Annotated in this window: 19 protein-coding genes; 18 read left to right on the top strand and 1 reads right to left on the bottom strand. The window is 41.8% G+C overall.

Going from position 1 to position 16766, the window contains the following annotated elements; translation table 11 throughout:
- Positions 1 to 40: 40 nt before the first annotated feature.
- The 14 genes from MHB83_RS17025 to MHB83_RS16960 all read left to right on the top strand — a co-directional run bounded on the left by MHB83_RS17025 (position 41) and on the right by MHB83_RS16960 (position 12822).
- Positions 41 to 307 (top strand): IreB family regulatory phosphoprotein, encoded by a 267-nt coding sequence (locus MHB83_RS17025; RefSeq protein WP_034620648.1) that lies wholly within the window; start codon positions 41 to 43, stop codon positions 305 to 307.
- Positions 308 to 310: 3 nt separating this feature from the next.
- Positions 311 to 727: a Holliday junction resolvase RuvX gene (gene ruvX, locus MHB83_RS17020; RefSeq protein ID WP_003216519.1), complete on the top strand. Its 417-nt coding sequence runs from the start codon at positions 311 to 313 to the stop codon at positions 725 to 727.
- Between the two features lie 15 nt (positions 728 to 742).
- The gene (locus MHB83_RS17015; RefSeq protein ID WP_003216483.1) at positions 743 to 1027 is read left to right on the top strand and encodes a DUF1292 domain-containing protein; all 285 of its coding nucleotides are present in this window, start codon (positions 743 to 745) and stop codon (positions 1025 to 1027) included.
- Positions 1028 to 1181: 154 nt separating this feature from the next.
- On the top strand, positions 1182 to 1748 hold the full coding sequence (locus tag MHB83_RS17010; protein ID WP_342496504.1) for a biotin transporter BioY: 567 nt from the start codon (positions 1182 to 1184) through the stop codon (positions 1746 to 1748).
- On the top strand, positions 1745 to 3208 hold the full coding sequence (locus tag MHB83_RS17005) for an acyl-CoA synthetase (RefSeq protein WP_335365405.1): 1464 nt from the start codon (positions 1745 to 1747) through the stop codon (positions 3206 to 3208). Before MHB83_RS17010 ends, MHB83_RS17005 begins: the two co-directional genes overlap by 4 nt.
- A complete protein-coding gene (locus tag MHB83_RS17000) occupies positions 3196 to 4284 on the top strand; it encodes an acetyl-CoA C-acyltransferase (RefSeq protein ID WP_251190270.1) in 1089 nt (362 codons plus the stop codon). Before MHB83_RS17005 ends, MHB83_RS17000 begins: the two co-directional genes overlap by 13 nt.
- 73 nt (positions 4285 to 4357) lie before the next feature.
- Positions 4358 to 5440: an endolytic transglycosylase MltG gene (gene mltG, locus MHB83_RS16995; protein WP_137054921.1), complete on the top strand. Its 1083-nt coding sequence runs from the start codon at positions 4358 to 4360 to the stop codon at positions 5438 to 5440.
- Between the two features lie 210 nt (positions 5441 to 5650).
- Positions 5651 to 6316 carry an O-methyltransferase gene (locus MHB83_RS16990; protein ID WP_003216230.1) on the top strand — a complete coding sequence of 222 codons (666 nt, stop codon included), beginning with the start codon at positions 5651 to 5653 and terminating at the stop codon, positions 6314 to 6316.
- Entirely contained in the window at positions 6313 to 7242 is a 930-nt protein-coding gene (locus MHB83_RS16985) for a peptidase U32 family protein (RefSeq protein WP_342496503.1), read from the top strand. The genes MHB83_RS16990 and MHB83_RS16985 overlap by 4 nt, the downstream gene beginning before the upstream one ends.
- A gap of 20 nt (positions 7243 to 7262) precedes the next feature.
- Positions 7263 to 8531 carry a U32 family peptidase gene (locus tag MHB83_RS16980; RefSeq protein ID WP_268459501.1) on the top strand — a complete coding sequence of 423 codons (1269 nt, stop codon included), beginning with the start codon at positions 7263 to 7265 and terminating at the stop codon, positions 8529 to 8531.
- Positions 8532 to 8538: 7 nt separating this feature from the next.
- Positions 8539 to 9171: a uridine kinase gene (udk, locus tag MHB83_RS16975; RefSeq protein WP_050943685.1), complete on the top strand. Its 633-nt coding sequence runs from the start codon at positions 8539 to 8541 to the stop codon at positions 9169 to 9171.
- A 651-nt stretch (positions 9172 to 9822) separates the two neighbouring features.
- A complete protein-coding gene (greA, locus tag MHB83_RS16970; protein WP_003216248.1) occupies positions 9823 to 10296 on the top strand; it encodes a transcription elongation factor GreA in 474 nt (157 codons plus the stop codon).
- A gap of 50 nt (positions 10297 to 10346) precedes the next feature.
- Positions 10347 to 12089, top strand: coding sequence for a penicillin-binding protein 2 (locus tag MHB83_RS16965; protein WP_342496502.1), 1743 nt, complete (start codon positions 10347 to 10349; stop codon positions 12087 to 12089).
- 67 nt (positions 12090 to 12156) lie between these two features.
- A complete protein-coding gene (locus MHB83_RS16960) occupies positions 12157 to 12822 on the top strand; it encodes a YrrS family protein (RefSeq protein WP_050943687.1) in 666 nt (221 codons plus the stop codon).
- 35 nt (positions 12823 to 12857) lie between these two features.
- On the opposite strand, the gene MHB83_RS16955 is transcribed toward MHB83_RS16960, so the two are convergent.
- Positions 12858 to 13061, bottom strand: a complete 204-nt coding sequence (locus tag MHB83_RS16955) for a YrzA family protein (RefSeq protein ID WP_034620637.1) — start codon at positions 13059 to 13061, stop codon at positions 12858 to 12860.
- Between the two features lie 186 nt (positions 13062 to 13247).
- Here MHB83_RS16955 and MHB83_RS16950 point away from each other — a divergent pair, with 186 nt between their 5' ends.
- The 4 genes from MHB83_RS16950 to MHB83_RS16935 are packed head-to-tail and all read left to right on the top strand — an operon-like array spanning position 13248 to position 16720.
- Positions 13248 to 13889, top strand: coding sequence for a class I SAM-dependent methyltransferase (locus MHB83_RS16950; RefSeq protein WP_226803762.1), 642 nt, complete (start codon positions 13248 to 13250; stop codon positions 13887 to 13889).
- Between the two features lie 15 nt (positions 13890 to 13904).
- Positions 13905 to 14600 carry a 5'-methylthioadenosine/S-adenosylhomocysteine nucleosidase gene (gene mtnN / locus MHB83_RS16945; RefSeq protein WP_342496501.1) on the top strand — a complete coding sequence of 232 codons (696 nt, stop codon included), beginning with the start codon at positions 13905 to 13907 and terminating at the stop codon, positions 14598 to 14600.
- A gap of 46 nt (positions 14601 to 14646) precedes the next feature.
- On the top strand, positions 14647 to 15570 hold the full coding sequence (locus MHB83_RS16940) for a cysteine synthase family protein (protein WP_342496500.1): 924 nt from the start codon (positions 14647 to 14649) through the stop codon (positions 15568 to 15570).
- 1 nt (position 15571) lies between these two features.
- Positions 15572 to 16720: a bifunctional cystathionine gamma-lyase/homocysteine desulfhydrase gene (locus MHB83_RS16935; protein WP_342496499.1), complete on the top strand. Its 1149-nt coding sequence runs from the start codon at positions 15572 to 15574 to the stop codon at positions 16718 to 16720.
- Positions 16721 to 16766: the final 46 nt, after the last annotated feature.

Genomic DNA, 16766 nt, shown 5'->3' with positions numbered 1-16766 from the left:
AGCTTGCTAGTAGAATGTTGGAAGAGAGGTGCAAGAAGCAGTGAGTTCATTTGATAAGACAATGAAGTTTAACTTCTCTGATGATTCAGCTGAAACCAATGTGAATGAAGTGCTCATTAAAGTACATGACGCACTCCAAGAAAAAGGATACAACCCGATCAATCAAATTGTCGGATACTTGCTGTCAGGCGACCCTGCTTATATTCCAAGACATCAGGATGCTCGCAACCTAATTCGTAAACTAGAACGAGACGAATTAATTGAGGAATTGGTTAAATCGTACTTAGAGACACATAAAGAGGCGTAAAACATGAGAATTTTAGGCTTAGATTTAGGCACGAAAACCCTTGGTGTTGCGATCAGTGATGAAATGGGATGGACAGCGCAAGGGATTGAAACAATTAAAATTGATGAAGCAGGCGGAGACTTCGGTCTCAGCCGCCTGTCCGAGATCGTCTCGCAATATGGAACGGATAAAATTGTACTTGGTTTTCCAAAAAATATGAACGGTACGGTCGGTCCTAGAGGCGAAGCCAGCCAATCATTTGCGAAAGTGTTAGAAAACACGTACAATGTTCCTGTTGTGCTTTGGGACGAGCGTCTGTCGACAATGGCAGCGGAAAAAATGCTCATCTCTGCAGATGTGAGCAGACAAAAGCGTAAAAAAGTCATTGATAAAATGGCGGCTGTTATGATCCTGCAAGGGTACTTAGACAGCTTAAATTAAAATGAGGTGAATCAAATGGAACACGGAGAAAAGCAAATTACAATCGTTGATGATAATGGAAATGAACAGCTTTGCGAAGTACTATTTACTTTTGAAAGCGACCATTTTAACAAATCATATGTTCTTTACTACCCAATTTCTGAGCAAGACAATGAAGAAATTGAAATTCATGCATCAAGCTTCACGCCGAACGAAAACGGTGAAGATGGCGAGCTAGAGCCTATTGAAACGGATGAAGAGTGGGACATGATTGAAGAAACGTTAAATACGTTCTTAGATCAAGAAGAAGACGAAGAATAGAACGAATAAAAGGCCTGTGAACGGATCTTCATGATCTTTCTTCACAGGTCTTTTTTTACGATCAATATGTTAACTTTATTTTATTTTATGTTGACATAATAAGTCGTACCTTTTACTCTATTTTTAACAATGAATTGAGTGAGGGGTATGAATATTGAAAATCCAAGACATGATGCAAATGGCGCTAATGACTGCGGTTATCGGGATGTTAGGATTGATCCCGCCGATTTTACTTACGTTTACACCTGTACCCATCACATTGCAAACGGCAGGTCTTTTGCTTGCTGGGGGTCTGTTAAAGCCAAAACATGCACTGATCAGTTTACTTCTGTTTCTTTTGGTTGTGGCAGCTGGGGCACCCCTTTTGTCAGGTGGGAGAGGCGGAATAGGGGTCTTCTTTGGTCCAAGCGGTGGATTTTTACTTGCCTATCCAGTAGCTGCCCTCATGATTAGTTTGTGGATCAACCGACTAAAAAAAGTGACCGCTCTGCGTCTTTTTATGATCTTTGCGGTATGCAGTATCGGAATTTTGTATGTATGCGGCATTCCTTTTCAAGCGATGATGATGGATATCAAGGTCACTCAGGCAGCTCTTCTTAGTCTGATTTATATTCCAGGTGATTTCATCAAAGCGGGCATATGTGCCGTTCTCACGGTGAAAATCATTTCGGCCATGTCATATCGAAAAAGGGATGTGCATAAAGGGAGGCGTGCAGTTTGAATAGAATAACGGAATGCTATGCATCACATGCAGAAATGAACCCAGATCATATCGCCATCATTGATGGACAAGAAAGGATCACTTATCAAGATTGGTATGAGCGTGTCCGGCTATCAGCGCAATGGTTACAACAAACGGCTCATGAGCAAAAAAGAGTCGCTTTTTTATTATCAAATGGTGCTTCTTTTCTCCAAATATTTGCTGGCGCTGCTTCTGCAGGGTGGACAGCTATCCCGCTTGATCCGAGATGGAGCCATGAAGAATGTGTAGAAAAGCTTTTGTTAAGTGAGGCAGCTCTCGTCATTATCGAGGATCGATATTTAAATAGATTTGAAAAGTACAGCGAAGACATGCATGTTCTTTCTTTATCTGAATGGAAGGAAAAAATGAGTCTCATCACACAAGGTCCATTTAACAAATGCGACAGCGAGATCGACCCTATCTTTTATATGGGATTTACGTCAGGATCAACGGGTTCGCCTAAGGCCTTTATCAGGCGTCAGCAGTCATGGATCGAAAGCTTTCGAACGACAGCCGATACATTTGGAATCACTCATCAAGATCATGTTCTGATAGCAGGCACACTCTTATCCTCTCACTTTTTATATGGTGCCATTAGTACATTATACTTTGGCGGCACAGTGACGCTTTTAGAAAAATTTACGCCAGTGAAAGCGAAAAAAACCTTACAGACAGGAGACATTACTGTGATGTATACTGTCCCGACAATGACAGAATCGTTGCTGGAAATAGACGCTTTTGCGAGAGACAATTCGCTTCTTGTCATATCATCTGGAGCAGATTGGGGCATTCCTTCAAAGAAACAACTCGTGACCAACTATCCGCATGTGACATTTTTTGATTTTTACGGCACATCAGAGCTAAGCTTTGTTTCCTACTTATCTTCAAATGACTTTCTACAAAAGCCTTCTTCTGTCGGACGGCCTTTCTCTCCCATTCAAATTGAAGTGAGGCGAGCTGATCAAACTGTCTGCCAGCCAAATGAGACAGGAAGAATTTATGTGAAGAGCCCGATGTCTTTTGCAGGCTACTTACATGAGGTGAAACCGCCGGAAGAGTGGATAACCGTTTATGATATGGGCTGGCTGGATGAAGACGGCTATTTGTATATGAGCGGCCGTGAAAATGGCATGATCGTCTATGGAGGGCTGAATATTTTTCCAGAGGAAATTGAGCGTGTGCTAAATGAACAGCCAGAGGTGAAGCGATCGGTTGTAGTTGGCGTTCCTGACCCATATTGGGGTGAAATCCCTGTTGCCATTATTGAACAAGGACAGCACACAAAGACGGTTCGGCAAGCTGTCAAAGAAAAACTTGCGGCCTACAAGGTGCCTAAAAAATGGCTTGTTATTGATCAAATAATTGAAACATCCGGCGGAAAAATAGCACGTGCCAGCATGAAAAAGTGGGCAGAGGAGCAGATGTCATGCAAGCAGTAATCGTACAAGCAAAACGGACACCCTTCGGTGATAAAAACGGGATGCTGAAGGATTATCGTCCAGAGCAATTAGCCGCGCCTCTTATTCAGTATTTGTCTAAAGGGATGACACCGGACGACATCATATTAGGAAATGTTGTAGGAGGCGGCGGAAATATGGCCCGTCTGTCCTCATTAGAAGCAGGGCTTTCTTTAGGAGTGCCCGGTATGACGGTTGATAGGCAGTGTGCCTCTGGTCTAGAAGCAATCCGAACAGCTTGCGTCATGGTTCGATCAGGGGAAGGCTCAATGTATATCGCTGGCGGGACTGAGAGCATATCCAGATCACCAATGAAAGAAAGAGCACGCTTTTCTCCGGAGTGGATAGGAGATCCGTCTATGGGAGAAGCAGCAGAGCTAACGGCTTCTAGATTTTCCGTCACAAGAAAAGAACAAGATGACTATGCACTTTTAAGCTGGGAAAGAAGTATAGACGCAATCAAACGTGGTACATATTCTGAAGAAATCGTTTCGATTGACGGACTGAGCATAGATGAAGCGGCCGCGAAAATAAGACCGATGGCGAAACTGATCCAGCGGGCAAAGCCTATATTTTCACCGGGAAAAGGATCTGTGACTGCCGCCAATAGCTGCAAAGAAGCAGATGGTGCAGCAGCGGTCGTTGTGATGGAAAGAGCGCTAGCGGAGGCGAATGGATTTCAGCCAATGCTGCGATATGCCGGAAGTGCTGTGGCGGCGATGCATCCCGATTTTCCAGCTGCTGCGCCGATTGATGCGATGAAGAAACTTCTAGATCAAGAGAAAATCAAGGCAGAGGATGTCGCACTGTTTGAAATCAATGAAGCTTTTGCTCTGAAAATAGCGCTGATTGCTCGTACGCTGGATATTCCTTATGACCGAATCAATAAAAGAGGCGGTGCACTTTGTCTTGGGCATCCATATAGCGCATCGGGCGCTGCGATGATGGTGAGACTATTTTACGAGGCGCGCACCTTACAGAATGGAAGCTATGTCATGGCTGCTATTGGGAGCGGTGGCGGCGTTGGTTTAGCCGTATTATGTCAAGTTCTGTCATGACATGCATGAGCAAGTAATTGCCGAACTCCGTCGAATCATGTACTATAAAAGCTAGATGTGAGGAGGGCCATGCATGTTTTCAGAACAAAAGAAACGACCATTTTTCAAAAGGAAAATGGGGATCGTCCTGTTATCTGTCCTTGCTGTCATCATCATTGCAGCATTATCAGGCTTTTTATATGTTAAATCAGCACTTGGACCGGTCGATCAAAAAAGCAAACAAACGATTAATATTCATATTCCTAATGGGACATCAGTCCGTGAGATTGCGGGAATTTTAAAAGAAAATGGGCTCATTTCGAATGACACGATTTTTACTTATTATGCAAAATACAAAAATGCGTCCGGCTTTAAAGCAGGATACTTTCATTTGAAACAAACGATGGACGCAGACACGCTGATTCAAAAGCTGACATCTGGAGGGACAGACTACGCCTTTCAGCTAGTGATTCCAGAAGGAAAACAGCTGTCTGATATTGCGGCAGTTATTGCAAACCAGACGAATTTTTCAGCGAAGGAAGTGGAAGCGAAGCTAGATGATCCAGCGTTTATTCAAACGTTAATGAAAAAATATCCGAAAACGGTGACTTCACAGGTAAATGGCAAACAGGTGAAACATCCGTTAGAAGGTTATTTATTCCCTGCGACGTATCCATTTTATCGTGAGGATGAATCACTCGAAACGATCATTGAAACAATGATTAAACAAACAGATCAATACGTGAAAACGTATGAAAAAGACATGAAAAAGAGAAACATGTCCATACATGATGTGTTAACGATGGCATCACTGATTGAAATGGAAGCAACGGAAAAGACGGATCGCGCAAAAATCTCCAGTGTTTTTTATAACCGGTTGAAAAAGGACATGCCGCTTCAAACCGATCCAACTGTTCTCTATGCACTAGGTGAGCATAAATCCCGTGTTTATTACAAAGACCTTAAGGTGAAATCTCCTTATAATACGTATAACAACAAGGGACTGCCGCCTGGACCTATTGCAAATGCTGGCGAATCTTCATGGAAAGCCGCACTGCATCCAGATAAAACAGATTATGTGTACTTCCTTGCGAAGAAAGATGGAGAAGTCGTCTTTACAAAAACGTTAAATGAGCACAACAAAGCGAAAGCCAAATACATCACAGGCAGCAATTAATGTACATGTGAATCGAAAAAGACTGTAGACAATACAAGATTGCCTGCAGTTTTTTTCGTTGGAATATCCATTTTATAGGTTCGCAATTACCACTTCTTTGTGGTAAAATATATCGGGTTGTTTTACTTAGATGAACGAAAGATTGACGAGAAAGAGAGCTGCAACAGGCAGGACTCTTCTTTTTCAGGTCATGAAGGAGCTAGACAAATAATGACTATCGAAGATGATCAAATGAATGATTATATTGAACATTTAATTCACCCAAGTCCTGATGCAATCGCTCAATTAGAGGCATATGCAAAAGAGCATCATGTGCCAATTATGGAAAAGGTGAGCATTGAACTTTTACTGCAGCTGCTGTCGATGAAAAAGCCGAAGAAAATTCTTGAGGTTGGGACAGCGATAGGCTACTCCGCCATTCGAATGGCGACAGCTTTACCAGCTGCTGAAATTTTTACGATTGAGCGAAATGCGAAACGCTATGAAGAAGCGACACGGAACATTGAGGAATTAAAGTTAAAAGAAAGAATACACGTGTTCTTTGGTGATGCCATGGAATCGGCTAAAACAGTCCAAACGATGGCGCCCTATGATGTGATCTTTATTGATGCCGCAAAAGGGCAGTACAAACGTTTTTTTGAGCTGTTTGAACCGATGCTTGCTCATGACGGAATGATTATTACAGACAACGTATTATTTAAAGGCTTAGTGGCAACGAACTATGAAGAAGAAATAGAAGATAAAAGAAAAAAACAATTAATTGGAAAAATTGATCGATACAATCAATGGCTTATGTCAAACCCCGATTTCCAAACGTGCATTATTCCAGTGGGAGACGGGATCGCCATTAGTACAAAAAGAGGTGACCAATCATGAAAAAACCAGAATTGCTTGTGACGCCAAGCAAGGTGTCAGATGTACTGCCATTAATCGAGGCGGGAGCTGATGCATTCTTAATAGGCGAACAAACATACGGTATTCGTCTTGCAGGCGAGTTTTCAAGAGAAGATGTGAAACAGACGGCTCTGCTTGCACATGCGCATCACAAAAAAGTGTATGTGGCGATGAATGCGATTTTTCATAATGATCGTGTGCAGCTGCTTGGAGATTACTTGACCTTTCTCGACGCATTAAACGTAGACGGCGTCGTCTTTGGAGACCCAGCTGTGATCATGGCCGCCAAAGAAGCAGGGGTAAGCCTGAATCTCCACTGGAGTACAGAAACGACTGGGACAAACTACTACACTTGTAACTACTGGGGCAGAAAAGGTGCAACGCGTGCTGTTCTTGCCAAAGAACTGAATATGGACAGTGTCATCGACATCAAAGAAAATGCCGAGGTGGAAATCGAAATTCAAGTCCATGGCATGACATGTATGTTCCAATCAAAACGCGCGCTCATTGGCAACTACTTTGAATATCAGGGCAAACAAATGGACGTCGAAGGCAGAAATATGGAGGAAGGACTATTCCTTCATGATCAAGAGCGTCAAAACAAATACCCTATTTTCGAGGATGCAAACGGCACTCATATTATGAGTCCAAATGATGTGTGTATGATTGATGAATTAGAGGAATTTGTTGATGCAGGCATTGACTCATTTAAAATTGACGGAATTTTAAAGTCACTTTCTTATATGACAGAGGTGACGTCTCTATATAGAAAAGCAATTGATTTATTAGCGACTGACAAAGACGCGTATGAAGATCAGAAAGAGGACTGGGTGAAGCGGATTGAAGAGATTCAGCCAGTGAATCGTTCAATTGATACAGGGTTCTTCTTTAAAGAAACGGTTTATTAATATAAGAGGAGGCAGAGGAAATGGCACTATTGAAAGATGGTATTTCTGAAATGATTGACGGGAAACGTGTCATTACAAAAAAACCAGAACTGCTTGCACCAGCAGGAAACTTGGAAAAGCTGAAAATTGCTGTACATTACGGAGCAGACGCTGTCTTTATAGGCGGAAAAGAATTTGGACTTCGTTCAAATGCCGATAACTTTTCGATTGAGGAAATGGCTGAAGGTGTTGCATTTGCAAAAAAATACGGTGCACGAATCTATGTGACAACGAATATCTTTGCCCACAACGAAAACATGGACGGGCTGGAGGAATACCTTCAAGGGATTGAAGGCGCTGGAGTAGCGGGCATTATTGTGGCTGACCCGCTGATCATTGAAACGTGTAAACGTGTCGCACCGAAGCTTGAAGTCCATTTAAGCACACAGCAATCTCTTTCGAACTGGAAAGCTGTTCAGTTTTGGAAAGAAGAAGGGCTTGAGCGTGTGGTGCTGGCTCGCGAGACAAGTGCGCTGGAAATTAGAGAAATGAAAGAAAAGGTCGATATTGAAATTGAAACGTTCATTCACGGTGCGATGTGTATTGCTTACTCTGGCCGCTGCGTGCTCAGTAACCATATGACGGCAAGAGATTCTAATCGCGGAGGCTGCTGCCAGTCCTGCCGCTGGGATTATGATCTTTATAAACTAGAAGGTTCTGAGGAAGCGCCATTATTTGGAGAGGAAGACGCATCATTTGCGATGAGTCCAAAAGACTTAAAGCTTGTCGAATCCATTCCTCAAATGATCGAAATGGGAATTGACAGCTTGAAAATCGAAGGGCGAATGAAATCAATTCATTATGTGGCAACTGTCGTGAGTGTGTATCGCAAAGTCATCGACGCCTATTGTGCGGACCCGGACAATTTTTTCATTGAGCAGGAATGGTTAGATGAATTAGATAAATGTGCAAACCGTGACACAGCACCAGCCTTTTTTGAAGGTGTACCAGGAACGGATGAGCAAATGTTTGGCATTCATGGAAAGAAAACGACTTTTGATTTCGCAGGTCTCGTTCTTCATTATGATGAAAAAGAACAAATCGTCACATTGCAGCAGCGTAACTTCTTTAAAGCTGGTGACGAAGTCGAATTTTTCGGACCAGAAATTGAGAATTTCACATGCAAAATTGAGACGATTTGGGATGAAAAAGGAAATGAACTAGATGCCGCTCGTCATCCGCTACAAATCGTCAAATTCAAGCTAGATCAAAAAGTATACCCAAGCAACATGATGAGAAAGGGGAAATAACAGGCACATGAGGAGTAAACCAGTTGTCATTGGGATTGCTGGCGGCTCAGGTTCAGGTAAAACGAGCGTCACCAATTCAATCTATGAAAAATTTAAAGGACATTCCATCCTCATGCTTCAGCAAGATTTATATTACAAAAATCAAAGTCATATGCCATTTGAAGAGCGTCTGCTTACGAACTATGATCATCCGCTCGCATTCGACAATGACCTGATGTTTGAGCATTTGGAACAGCTCTTAAAGTACGAATCCATTGAAAAACCAATATATGATTTCAAGCTCAACACACGTTCAGAAGAGACTGTCCATGTTGAACCAAAGGATGTTATCATCGTTGAAGGCATCTTTGCACTAGAAGACGAACGTCTAAGAGACTTAATGGATATTAAACTGTATGTCGATACAGATGCAGATCTTCGCATCATTCGCCGCATTTTACGCGATACGAAAGAAAGAGGCCGTTCAATCGATTCTGTGATTGAACAGTATGTATCTGTTGTCAGACCCATGCATAATCAATTCATTGAACCGACAAAGCGATACGCTGACATCATCATCCCAGAAGGCGGCCAAAACCATGTGGCGATTGACTTAATGGTGACAAAAATTCAAACGATTCTTCAAAACCGAGCAGAGTAAACGGTGGAGAAGAAAAAGACCTTTACATTGTAAAGGTCTTTTCAACATCATAATAAAGAGAATAAATACCATATTTCACTTGTTTCTAAAAGTAGAAGCTGCTTAAATATTTTAAGAAGTAACACTTTGAATGAAAGATTTGATATGATAGGAAAACAATGATGTGAAATAGATGTAGAAAAATGTCGTTTTCAAGCTGAATATTGAAGTGGTTTCGATTTTGTAAAAGTATATTAAAAAAACGACAAACAAATCATCACAAATTTTCAAACAATTCTTGATCAAAAAGCAATTATGTAATAATATAGCATAGACATATCGTACACTGACCATATTATGTATTGGGAAGATGGAGAATGGATAAGCTATTCTTCTACATATGATCGAAATGGCGAACGAGGTACAGGAGCTTCCTGTGCCTTTCCACAGTTTGTGCGATAAGATAGATCATCTTTTGACCGCTGCGGATGGTCCTATCTGAGAAAAGGCATAATAGTTGCATCTAAAAGGGACGCCATGTAAGATGGACTTTTACAAATATGGGACAGAAGGAATGAGGGCATGAAGAAGTCCTCATTCTTGTATATTTCAGTCGTCACTCACGTGCAGAAAGTATGTATGATGAGGATTAATAGAAGGAGTGAATGATTCATGGCACAAGAGAAAGTATTTCCAATGACAGAAGAAGGAAAACGTAAATTAGAAGAAGAGCTTGAACATTTGAAAACGGTTAAACGTAAAGAGGTTGTAGAGCGTATTAAAATCGCTAGAAGCTTTGGAGACCTCTCTGAAAACTCGGAATATGATTCTGCTAAAGAAGAGCAAGCGTTTGTAGAAGGGCGTATCACTACGCTTGATAATATGATTCGCAATGCCAAAATTATCGAAGATGAAGGAAACTCAAATATTGTCTCACTTGGTAAAACAGTCACATTCGTTGAATTACCAGACGGAGAAGAAGAGTCTTACACAATCGTTGGAAGTGCAGAAGCTGATCCGTTCGAAGGAAAGATTTCAAACGATTCACCAATTGCAAAAAGCCTATTAGGCAAACAAGTAGACGACAAAGTAACCGTTCAAACACCTGGCGGAGAAATGTTCGTCCAAATTGTAAAAATTTCATAATCACGTTTATACGATAAACACCTCGTCCACAATAGGGACGAGGTGTTTTTATGCGCAAAAAACGTAGAATTCAATGGACAGGTGCTATTATATTTATACTGCTGCTTGGTCTTCTCATGAGACTGGCAGAAATTCAACTGTTTTTCACAGAATCTTTTTCAAAGCTTGATATCAATTTAATACAAGAAAGTGTCAAACAGCGTACAGAAGAAGTGGTCATTTCAGATGGCCGCGGTGAATTTTTAGATCGAAACGGCGAGGCGCTTCTCACAAAAGAACAGCCTGCGGTGATCTTATTTCCTTTCCTGCAATATGATCTTCCTCATTTAAAACAAACCGCCTCTATTCTTGAGATGGAAGAAGATGAACTCAAAAAACAGCTGACAGAAACCAAAAAACCTCTGATTCTCAAAGATGACATCACGAAAAAAAAGCTGAAAGACATCAATGATATGAAATATTCAGGTGTGTACGGCGTATATATGAAAGAGAAGGACAAAAAAAGACTTGCCCTCCACACATTAGGCTTCACGAGCGAGAATCCAGAATTGCTCAGAAAGCGTTATCCTGACAAAAAAGAGCTTTCCATCCGTACAGAAATCGGCACTTTTGGGCTGGAAAGTACCTTTGACGAATTTTTATTACCCGAGCAAGACACAAAATTGTTATATCATGTGGACGGAAGGGGAAACCCTTTGTTTGGGATGGACGTCAAATATACAGCAGAGGCTCATTCATTTTATCCTCTTCAAGTTCAAACAACAATTGATGAAAACATGCAAGCTGAAATGGAGAAGGTACTGAAAGACCAGGGCGTCGAAAAAGGCGGGGCCGTTCTGCTCGACATTGAAAGCAGCAGTGTGCTGGCGATGGCAAGTATGCCAAACGTCACAAGCAAAAACCGGCATGAAGCAAGAAATTACATGCTGACTGCCATGGCACCAGGCTCTGTCTTTAAAACCGCTGTACTTGCCGCAGCAATCGAAAAAAACCTCGACCAGCCACAAACGATGTATGACTGTCGAAAGAATTTATATGGAGAGCCAGAAGGAACGCAGGAAGTGCTGAATCTGTCTGAGAGCTTTTCGCAGAGCTGTAATTATACCTTTGCAACACTTGCTGACAAGCTGATCCAAACAGATGATCAAATCATTGAAAAGACGGCTGCAAAGCTTGGACTCATTGATCGAGCTGGCTGGGAAGGGGATGTCTATCATAAGCAGCATTTCAAACAGTTTGATCGTGAAGAAACCGGCAATGTGTGGGGGGATAAAAGAGACAAGCATGTTAAAAAGGCTATTGCCCAAACCGCAATAGGGCAAAAAAATGTCAAAACGACTCCTTTGCAAATGGCCAATATGATGGCGTCGATTGCAAGAGGCGGAGAACGAAAAGAAGTGAAAATCGCTGAAAAAGTGCTGTATCAAAACGGAACAACGATGCTAACCTTTCAAAACAAACGACCAGTAGGGGGCAGTATTGACCGCTATACAGCACAAAAGCTGCAAAAGTACTTAAGGGAGGTGGTGACGTCTGACAAAGGAACAGGAAGAAGGTTTCAAGACCTTCCATTTGATGTGGCGGGGAAATCAGGCACTGCCCAAACTGGCAGTAAAGATAAAAAGGGGAATCCGCTTTATCATAAGTGGTTTGCTGGATACTTTCCGGTGGAAAAACCAAAATATGCTCTTGTCGTTGTTCACCTTGATGAGACAAGTGGCCGGGCTAAGACAAATGATGCGTTTTATGATATTGTAAAAAAGGTCAACGAAATTGAAAAGAAACAGACATAGAACATCCCTTCATGTCATGTTAAAATAGTAACGACTTAGGGAACAGAGGCAAAGGAGTGCAGAGATTTTGAGTAGAAATTCTCGATTTGAACATCGTGATAAGCGCAGAAAGGCCAATATGGTGCTTAACATATTAATTGGTATCGTTGTGGTGCTTATTTTGGTGGTCGCAACGAGTTTATTAATTTTTAATAAACCGAAAGACACAGATGTAGCGAAAGAACCATCTAAAACAGCGCCTGCAACAAGTGAAAATAAACAAAAATCAGATGAAGATGTGAAAGATCAAAAGAAAGACACATCCGATGATTCAGATGCAAAAAAAGATGACTCATCTGATCAAGACGACGATGCGAAGAAGTCAGATGATGAAAAAGAGCCTAATAAAGATGCGTTAAAAGACGCCAAAGAAACAGATGGCGGCAAAACGAGTGACGTAGACAAAACATACGAAAGCGATGACTGGGAGCCTGTAGGAACAGAGCAATCCGGTTCACATACAGCAACCTATGATTCTAACTCAAAAGACTGGAAAGAAATGATGAAAGCCATGTCCTATGCAACGGGAATTTCAGAAGATCAAATGACAGTTCTTTGGTTAGGAAATAACGGAGGCCCTCAAGATGCAAAGGGAACCATCCGTGACAAATCAACAGGCGAACGCTACCGCGTGGAAATCACATGGGTAGATGAAAAAGGCTGGAAACCTGTAAAGGTTGAAAAATTAAAATAAACATGAAAAAAAGATAGCAGCCATGCTATCTTTTTTTAGATATTCGCCTTAAAATGAACAACCGCTGTATACAAAATTCGGTCATCGATCACAGTCGTTTGATGACTGACAGAATGAACGGTCAGCAAGATTGCCTGATTATGTTCAATTTGTTTTTGGATCTTTTGTTCAAGTTCTTTTAAAGACGATGCTTCAAAGAATTCAATTTTATCCTTTAGAAAATCCAACTGGAAATCCATTTGATTCACCTCTCCATACTCTTCATTCATCTTAATCTCTCTCCTCTAAAAGAGCAAATATTTTTCTACCCCTCCCAGTATTTTTTAGTAGGAAAGAAACTGAACATGTGGTAGGATAGGAACTGTTCGACGGATTAAAACATACTATACGCATAGGAATAAATAGATAAAGTGGAGGAAAAGAAAATGGGACGTGAGTTTCTTTCTTTATTTGATCATTGGGCTGACTCTTATGACGACACGGTAAGTGGTCATGATGAGCAGTATGAAGAAGTGTTTCGCCGGTATCCGGTTATTTTAAAAGAAATTGTTCTGCGTGCAGGTCAAGATGTTCTTGAGTTTGGAAGCGGCACGGGGAATTTAACAGCGGCACTGCTCGCAGCAGATAAGAACGTATTTGGCGTTGAACCATCAGACGCCATGAAGAAAGCGGCTCTTCAAAAGGGAATACCCGATGTGTTTCATGATGGGGATTTTTTATCATTTCCAGCGCCGCCATTTGAGCCGGATACAATCGTCAGTTCATATGCTTTCCACCATTTAACGGACGAAGAAAAAAAACAAGCCATTCACACCTATAGCAACATCCTTCACTCAGATGGTAAAATAGTCTTTGCTGATACAATGTTTCAAAATCAAGCAGCACATCAAGCTGAAATTGACAAAGCGAAAGCGGCAGGGTTTGATCAGCTTGCTGAAGATTTAGAAACGGAATATTATCCATCCATCGATGTGCTAAAGCAAATCTTTGAAGAAGAAGGTTTTAGTACGTCCTTTCATCAAATGAATGATTTTGTTTGGATCGTAGAAGCGAAGAAAAGGGAATGAAAGGATGTTTTTGATTTGAAAATCGCAGTCATAGGTGCAATGGAAGAAGAAGTGACGATATTAAGAGATCAACTAAAGAATGCTACACAAGAAAACATCGCTGGGTGTGAATTCACAACAGGTGTTTATGAAGATAAAGAAGTGATTTTATTAAAATCAGGGATTGGAAAAGTGAATGCAGCGGTCAGCACAACACTTCTGCTTGACCGCTTTCAGCCGAATTATGTGATCAATACAGGATCAGCTGGCGGTTTCCATCACACATTAAATGTAGGGGATATTGTCATCTCTACTGATGTTAGACATCATGATGTGGATGTCACGATCTTTAATTACGAATACGGACAAGTACCAGGATTGCCAGCTGCTTTTGTTGCAGACGAAAAGCTTGTGAAGCTGGCAGAGGAATCGGCTTTAGAGATCGATCATATCCAAGTGGCAAAAGGAACGATTGCAACCGGAGATTCATTTATGAATGATCCGGATCGTGTAGCGTTTGTGAGAGAGAAGTTTCCAGAGCTATATGCGGTGGAAATGGAAGCCGCAGCCGTTGCACAAGTTTGCCAGCTCTTTGGAACGCCATTTGTTGTCGTTCGAGCGCTATCTGATATTGCAGGGAAAGAATCCAATGTCTCATTTGATCAATTTCTTGAACAAGCAGCGATTCACTCAACCGACCTTGTCTTGCGTATGATAAAGCAAACTCAATAAAAGAAGGGGATTCCCCCTTCTTTTCCATACAAAGGAAGGGAATCATATGGCTGTCATACAGGATATTACAGAATTAATTGGCCGCACACCGCTTTTAAAATTGTCAGGAATCGGCATCCAGGAAGGTGTAGAGGTATATGCAAAGCTTGAAATGATGAATCCGGGTGGAAGTATTAAAGATCGTTTAGGTGATATGCTCATAAGAGAAGCATTGGCATCTGGCAAATTGCGCCCTGGCGGAACCATCATTGAAGCAACTGCTGGAAACACAGGAATTGGGCTTGCCCTCAGTGCAAGAAAGCATCAATTGCGGACCATTTTTTGCGTACCAGAACATTTTAGTCAAGAAAAACAACAGCTCATGAAGGCGCTCGGTGCAGAGATTATTCATACACCAAGAAAAGAGGGCATGAAGGGTGCGATTGATCGAGCCCTTGAACTAGAGGCAAGCCTTGACAATGCCTATTGCGTTTTACAATTTAAAAACCAAGTAAATCCATTGACTTACTATAAAACACTTGGCCCAGAATTATGGTCCGATTTGCAAGGAAATATCGATGTATTCGTTGCAGGAGCGGGATCTGGCGGGACTTTTCAAGGGTGTGCTGCCTATTTAAAAAAGCAGCATCCTGCGTTAAAAACAGTTGTTGTCGAACCTGAAGGATCGATTTTAAATGGAGGAGATCCGGGTCCGCATAGAACGGAAGGAATCGGCCTTGAATTTATCCCAGATTATATGGAATCTGCTTTATTCGATGAGATATATACCGTCAGTGATGATGATGCTTTCCAAATGGTGAAAGTAGCTGCTGAAAAAGAAGGCGTTCTCATCGGGAGTTCTTCGGGTGCAGCGTTATTTGCCGCTTTAGAAGAAGCGAAGAAGGCAGCACCTGGGACAGTCATCGTCACCATTTTTCCTGACAGCAGTGAACGGTATTTAAGTAAAGGAATTTATGAGGGAGGAAAATAAAATGAAACGAAAAACAATGATGATACACAGCGGAACAACTGGTGATGAAAAAACGGGCGCTGTGTCTGTGCCGATATATCAAGTGAGCACATATAAGCAGCCGAAAGCAGGCGAACATACAGGATATGAATATTCAAGAACTGCGAATCCAACAAGAACGGCACTAGAAACCGTCATTCGTGATCTTGAAGGAGGAGCAAACGGCTACGCATTTGGTTCAGGAATGGCTGCCATTACGGCAGTGATGATGCTGTTTAACAGCGGAGATCATATTGTCCTGACAGATGACGTATACGGCGGAACGTACCGCGTCATCACAAAGGTACTCAACCGTATTGGCATTCAAGCGACCTTTGTTGACACAAGTGATCCTGAAGCAGTGAAAAAGGCGATTTTACCTGAAACAAAAGCAGTTTACATTGAATCACCAACCAATCCTTTACTGAAAATGACTGATCTCAAAGCGATCGGCCAATTGACAAAAGAAGCCAACATCTTAATGATTGTTGATAATACATTTTTCACACCTTATTTCCAAAGGCCGATTGAATATGGGGCGGACATTGTCCTGCATAGTGCCACTAAATATTTAGGCGGCCACAGTGATGTCGTAGGCGGGCTAGTTGTAACAGCGACGGAAGAGCTTGGGGAAGAACTGCATTTTGTTCAAAATTCTACTGGTGGAATTCTTGGACCGCAGGATTCATGGCTTCTCATGAGAGGAATCAAAACGCTTGGACTAAGAATGGAAGCACATCAGCAAAATGCACAGAAAATCGCTGAGTTTTTAGAACAACATCCAGCAGTCACACGTGTTTATTACCCAGGCCTTGATGCTCACCCTGGACATGAACTTGCAAAAACGCAAGCATCAGGCTACGGCGGCATGATCTCTTTTGACATTGGAAAAGAAGAACATGTCGATGTGTTTTTAAGTCAGCTTAAGCTGTTTACGATCGCAGAAAGCCTTGGAGCGGTTGAAAGCTTAATCTCTGTTCCTGCTCGAATGACTCATGCGTCCATTCCAAAATACCGCCGCGAGGAGCTTGGCATCACTGATGGGCTAATTCGTATATCCGTCGGGATTGAAGATGTGGATGATTTACTGAATGATATGAAGCAGGGGCTAAACGCACTAGTGAATGGATAGATTTACATGCCACTACCTTTCTTTTACTATGTTAAGCTATCAATAG

The organism is Bacillus sp. FSL K6-3149 (assembly GCF_038630515.1).
GTDB classification, from domain to species: Bacteria; Bacillota; Bacilli; order Bacillales; family Bacillaceae; genus Bacillus; species Bacillus pumilus.
This window is presented reverse-complemented; position numbering and strand designations above follow the sequence as displayed.

Excerpts from the sequence above, each read along its gene's own strand:
- MHB83_RS16940 (WP_342496500.1), top strand. The coding sequence starts at position 14,647 with ATGGCTGTCATACAGGATATTACAGAATTAATTGGCCGCACACCGCTT.
- ruvX (WP_003216519.1), top strand. The coding sequence starts at position 311 with ATGAGAATTTTAGGCTTAGATTTAGGCACGAAAACCCTTGGTGTTGCG.
- MHB83_RS16985 (WP_342496503.1), top strand. The coding sequence starts at position 6,313 with ATGAAAAAACCAGAATTGCTTGTGACGCCAAGCAAGGTGTCAGATGTA.
- udk (WP_050943685.1), top strand. The coding sequence starts at position 8,539 with ATGAGGAGTAAACCAGTTGTCATTGGGATTGCTGGCGGCTCAGGTTCA.
- mltG (WP_137054921.1), top strand. The coding sequence starts at position 4,358 with ATGTTTTCAGAACAAAAGAAACGACCATTTTTCAAAAGGAAAATGGGG.
- MHB83_RS16955 (WP_034620637.1), bottom strand. The coding sequence starts at position 13,061 with ATGGATTTCCAGTTGGATTTTCTAAAGGATAAAATTGAATTCTTTGAA.
- MHB83_RS17000 (WP_251190270.1), top strand. The coding sequence starts at position 3,196 with ATGCAAGCAGTAATCGTACAAGCAAAACGGACACCCTTCGGTGATAAA.
- MHB83_RS16950 (WP_226803762.1), top strand. The coding sequence starts at position 13,248 with ATGGGACGTGAGTTTCTTTCTTTATTTGATCATTGGGCTGACTCTTAT.
- MHB83_RS17015 (WP_003216483.1), top strand. The coding sequence starts at position 743 with ATGGAACACGGAGAAAAGCAAATTACAATCGTTGATGATAATGGAAAT.
- greA (WP_003216248.1), top strand. The coding sequence starts at position 9,823 with ATGGCACAAGAGAAAGTATTTCCAATGACAGAAGAAGGAAAACGTAAA.
- MHB83_RS16990 (WP_003216230.1), top strand. The coding sequence starts at position 5,651 with ATGACTATCGAAGATGATCAAATGAATGATTATATTGAACATTTAATT.
- MHB83_RS16980 (WP_268459501.1), top strand. The coding sequence starts at position 7,263 with ATGGCACTATTGAAAGATGGTATTTCTGAAATGATTGACGGGAAACGT.
- MHB83_RS16965 (WP_342496502.1), top strand. The coding sequence starts at position 10,347 with ATGCGCAAAAAACGTAGAATTCAATGGACAGGTGCTATTATATTTATA.
- MHB83_RS16935 (WP_342496499.1), top strand. The coding sequence starts at position 15,572 with ATGAAACGAAAAACAATGATGATACACAGCGGAACAACTGGTGATGAA.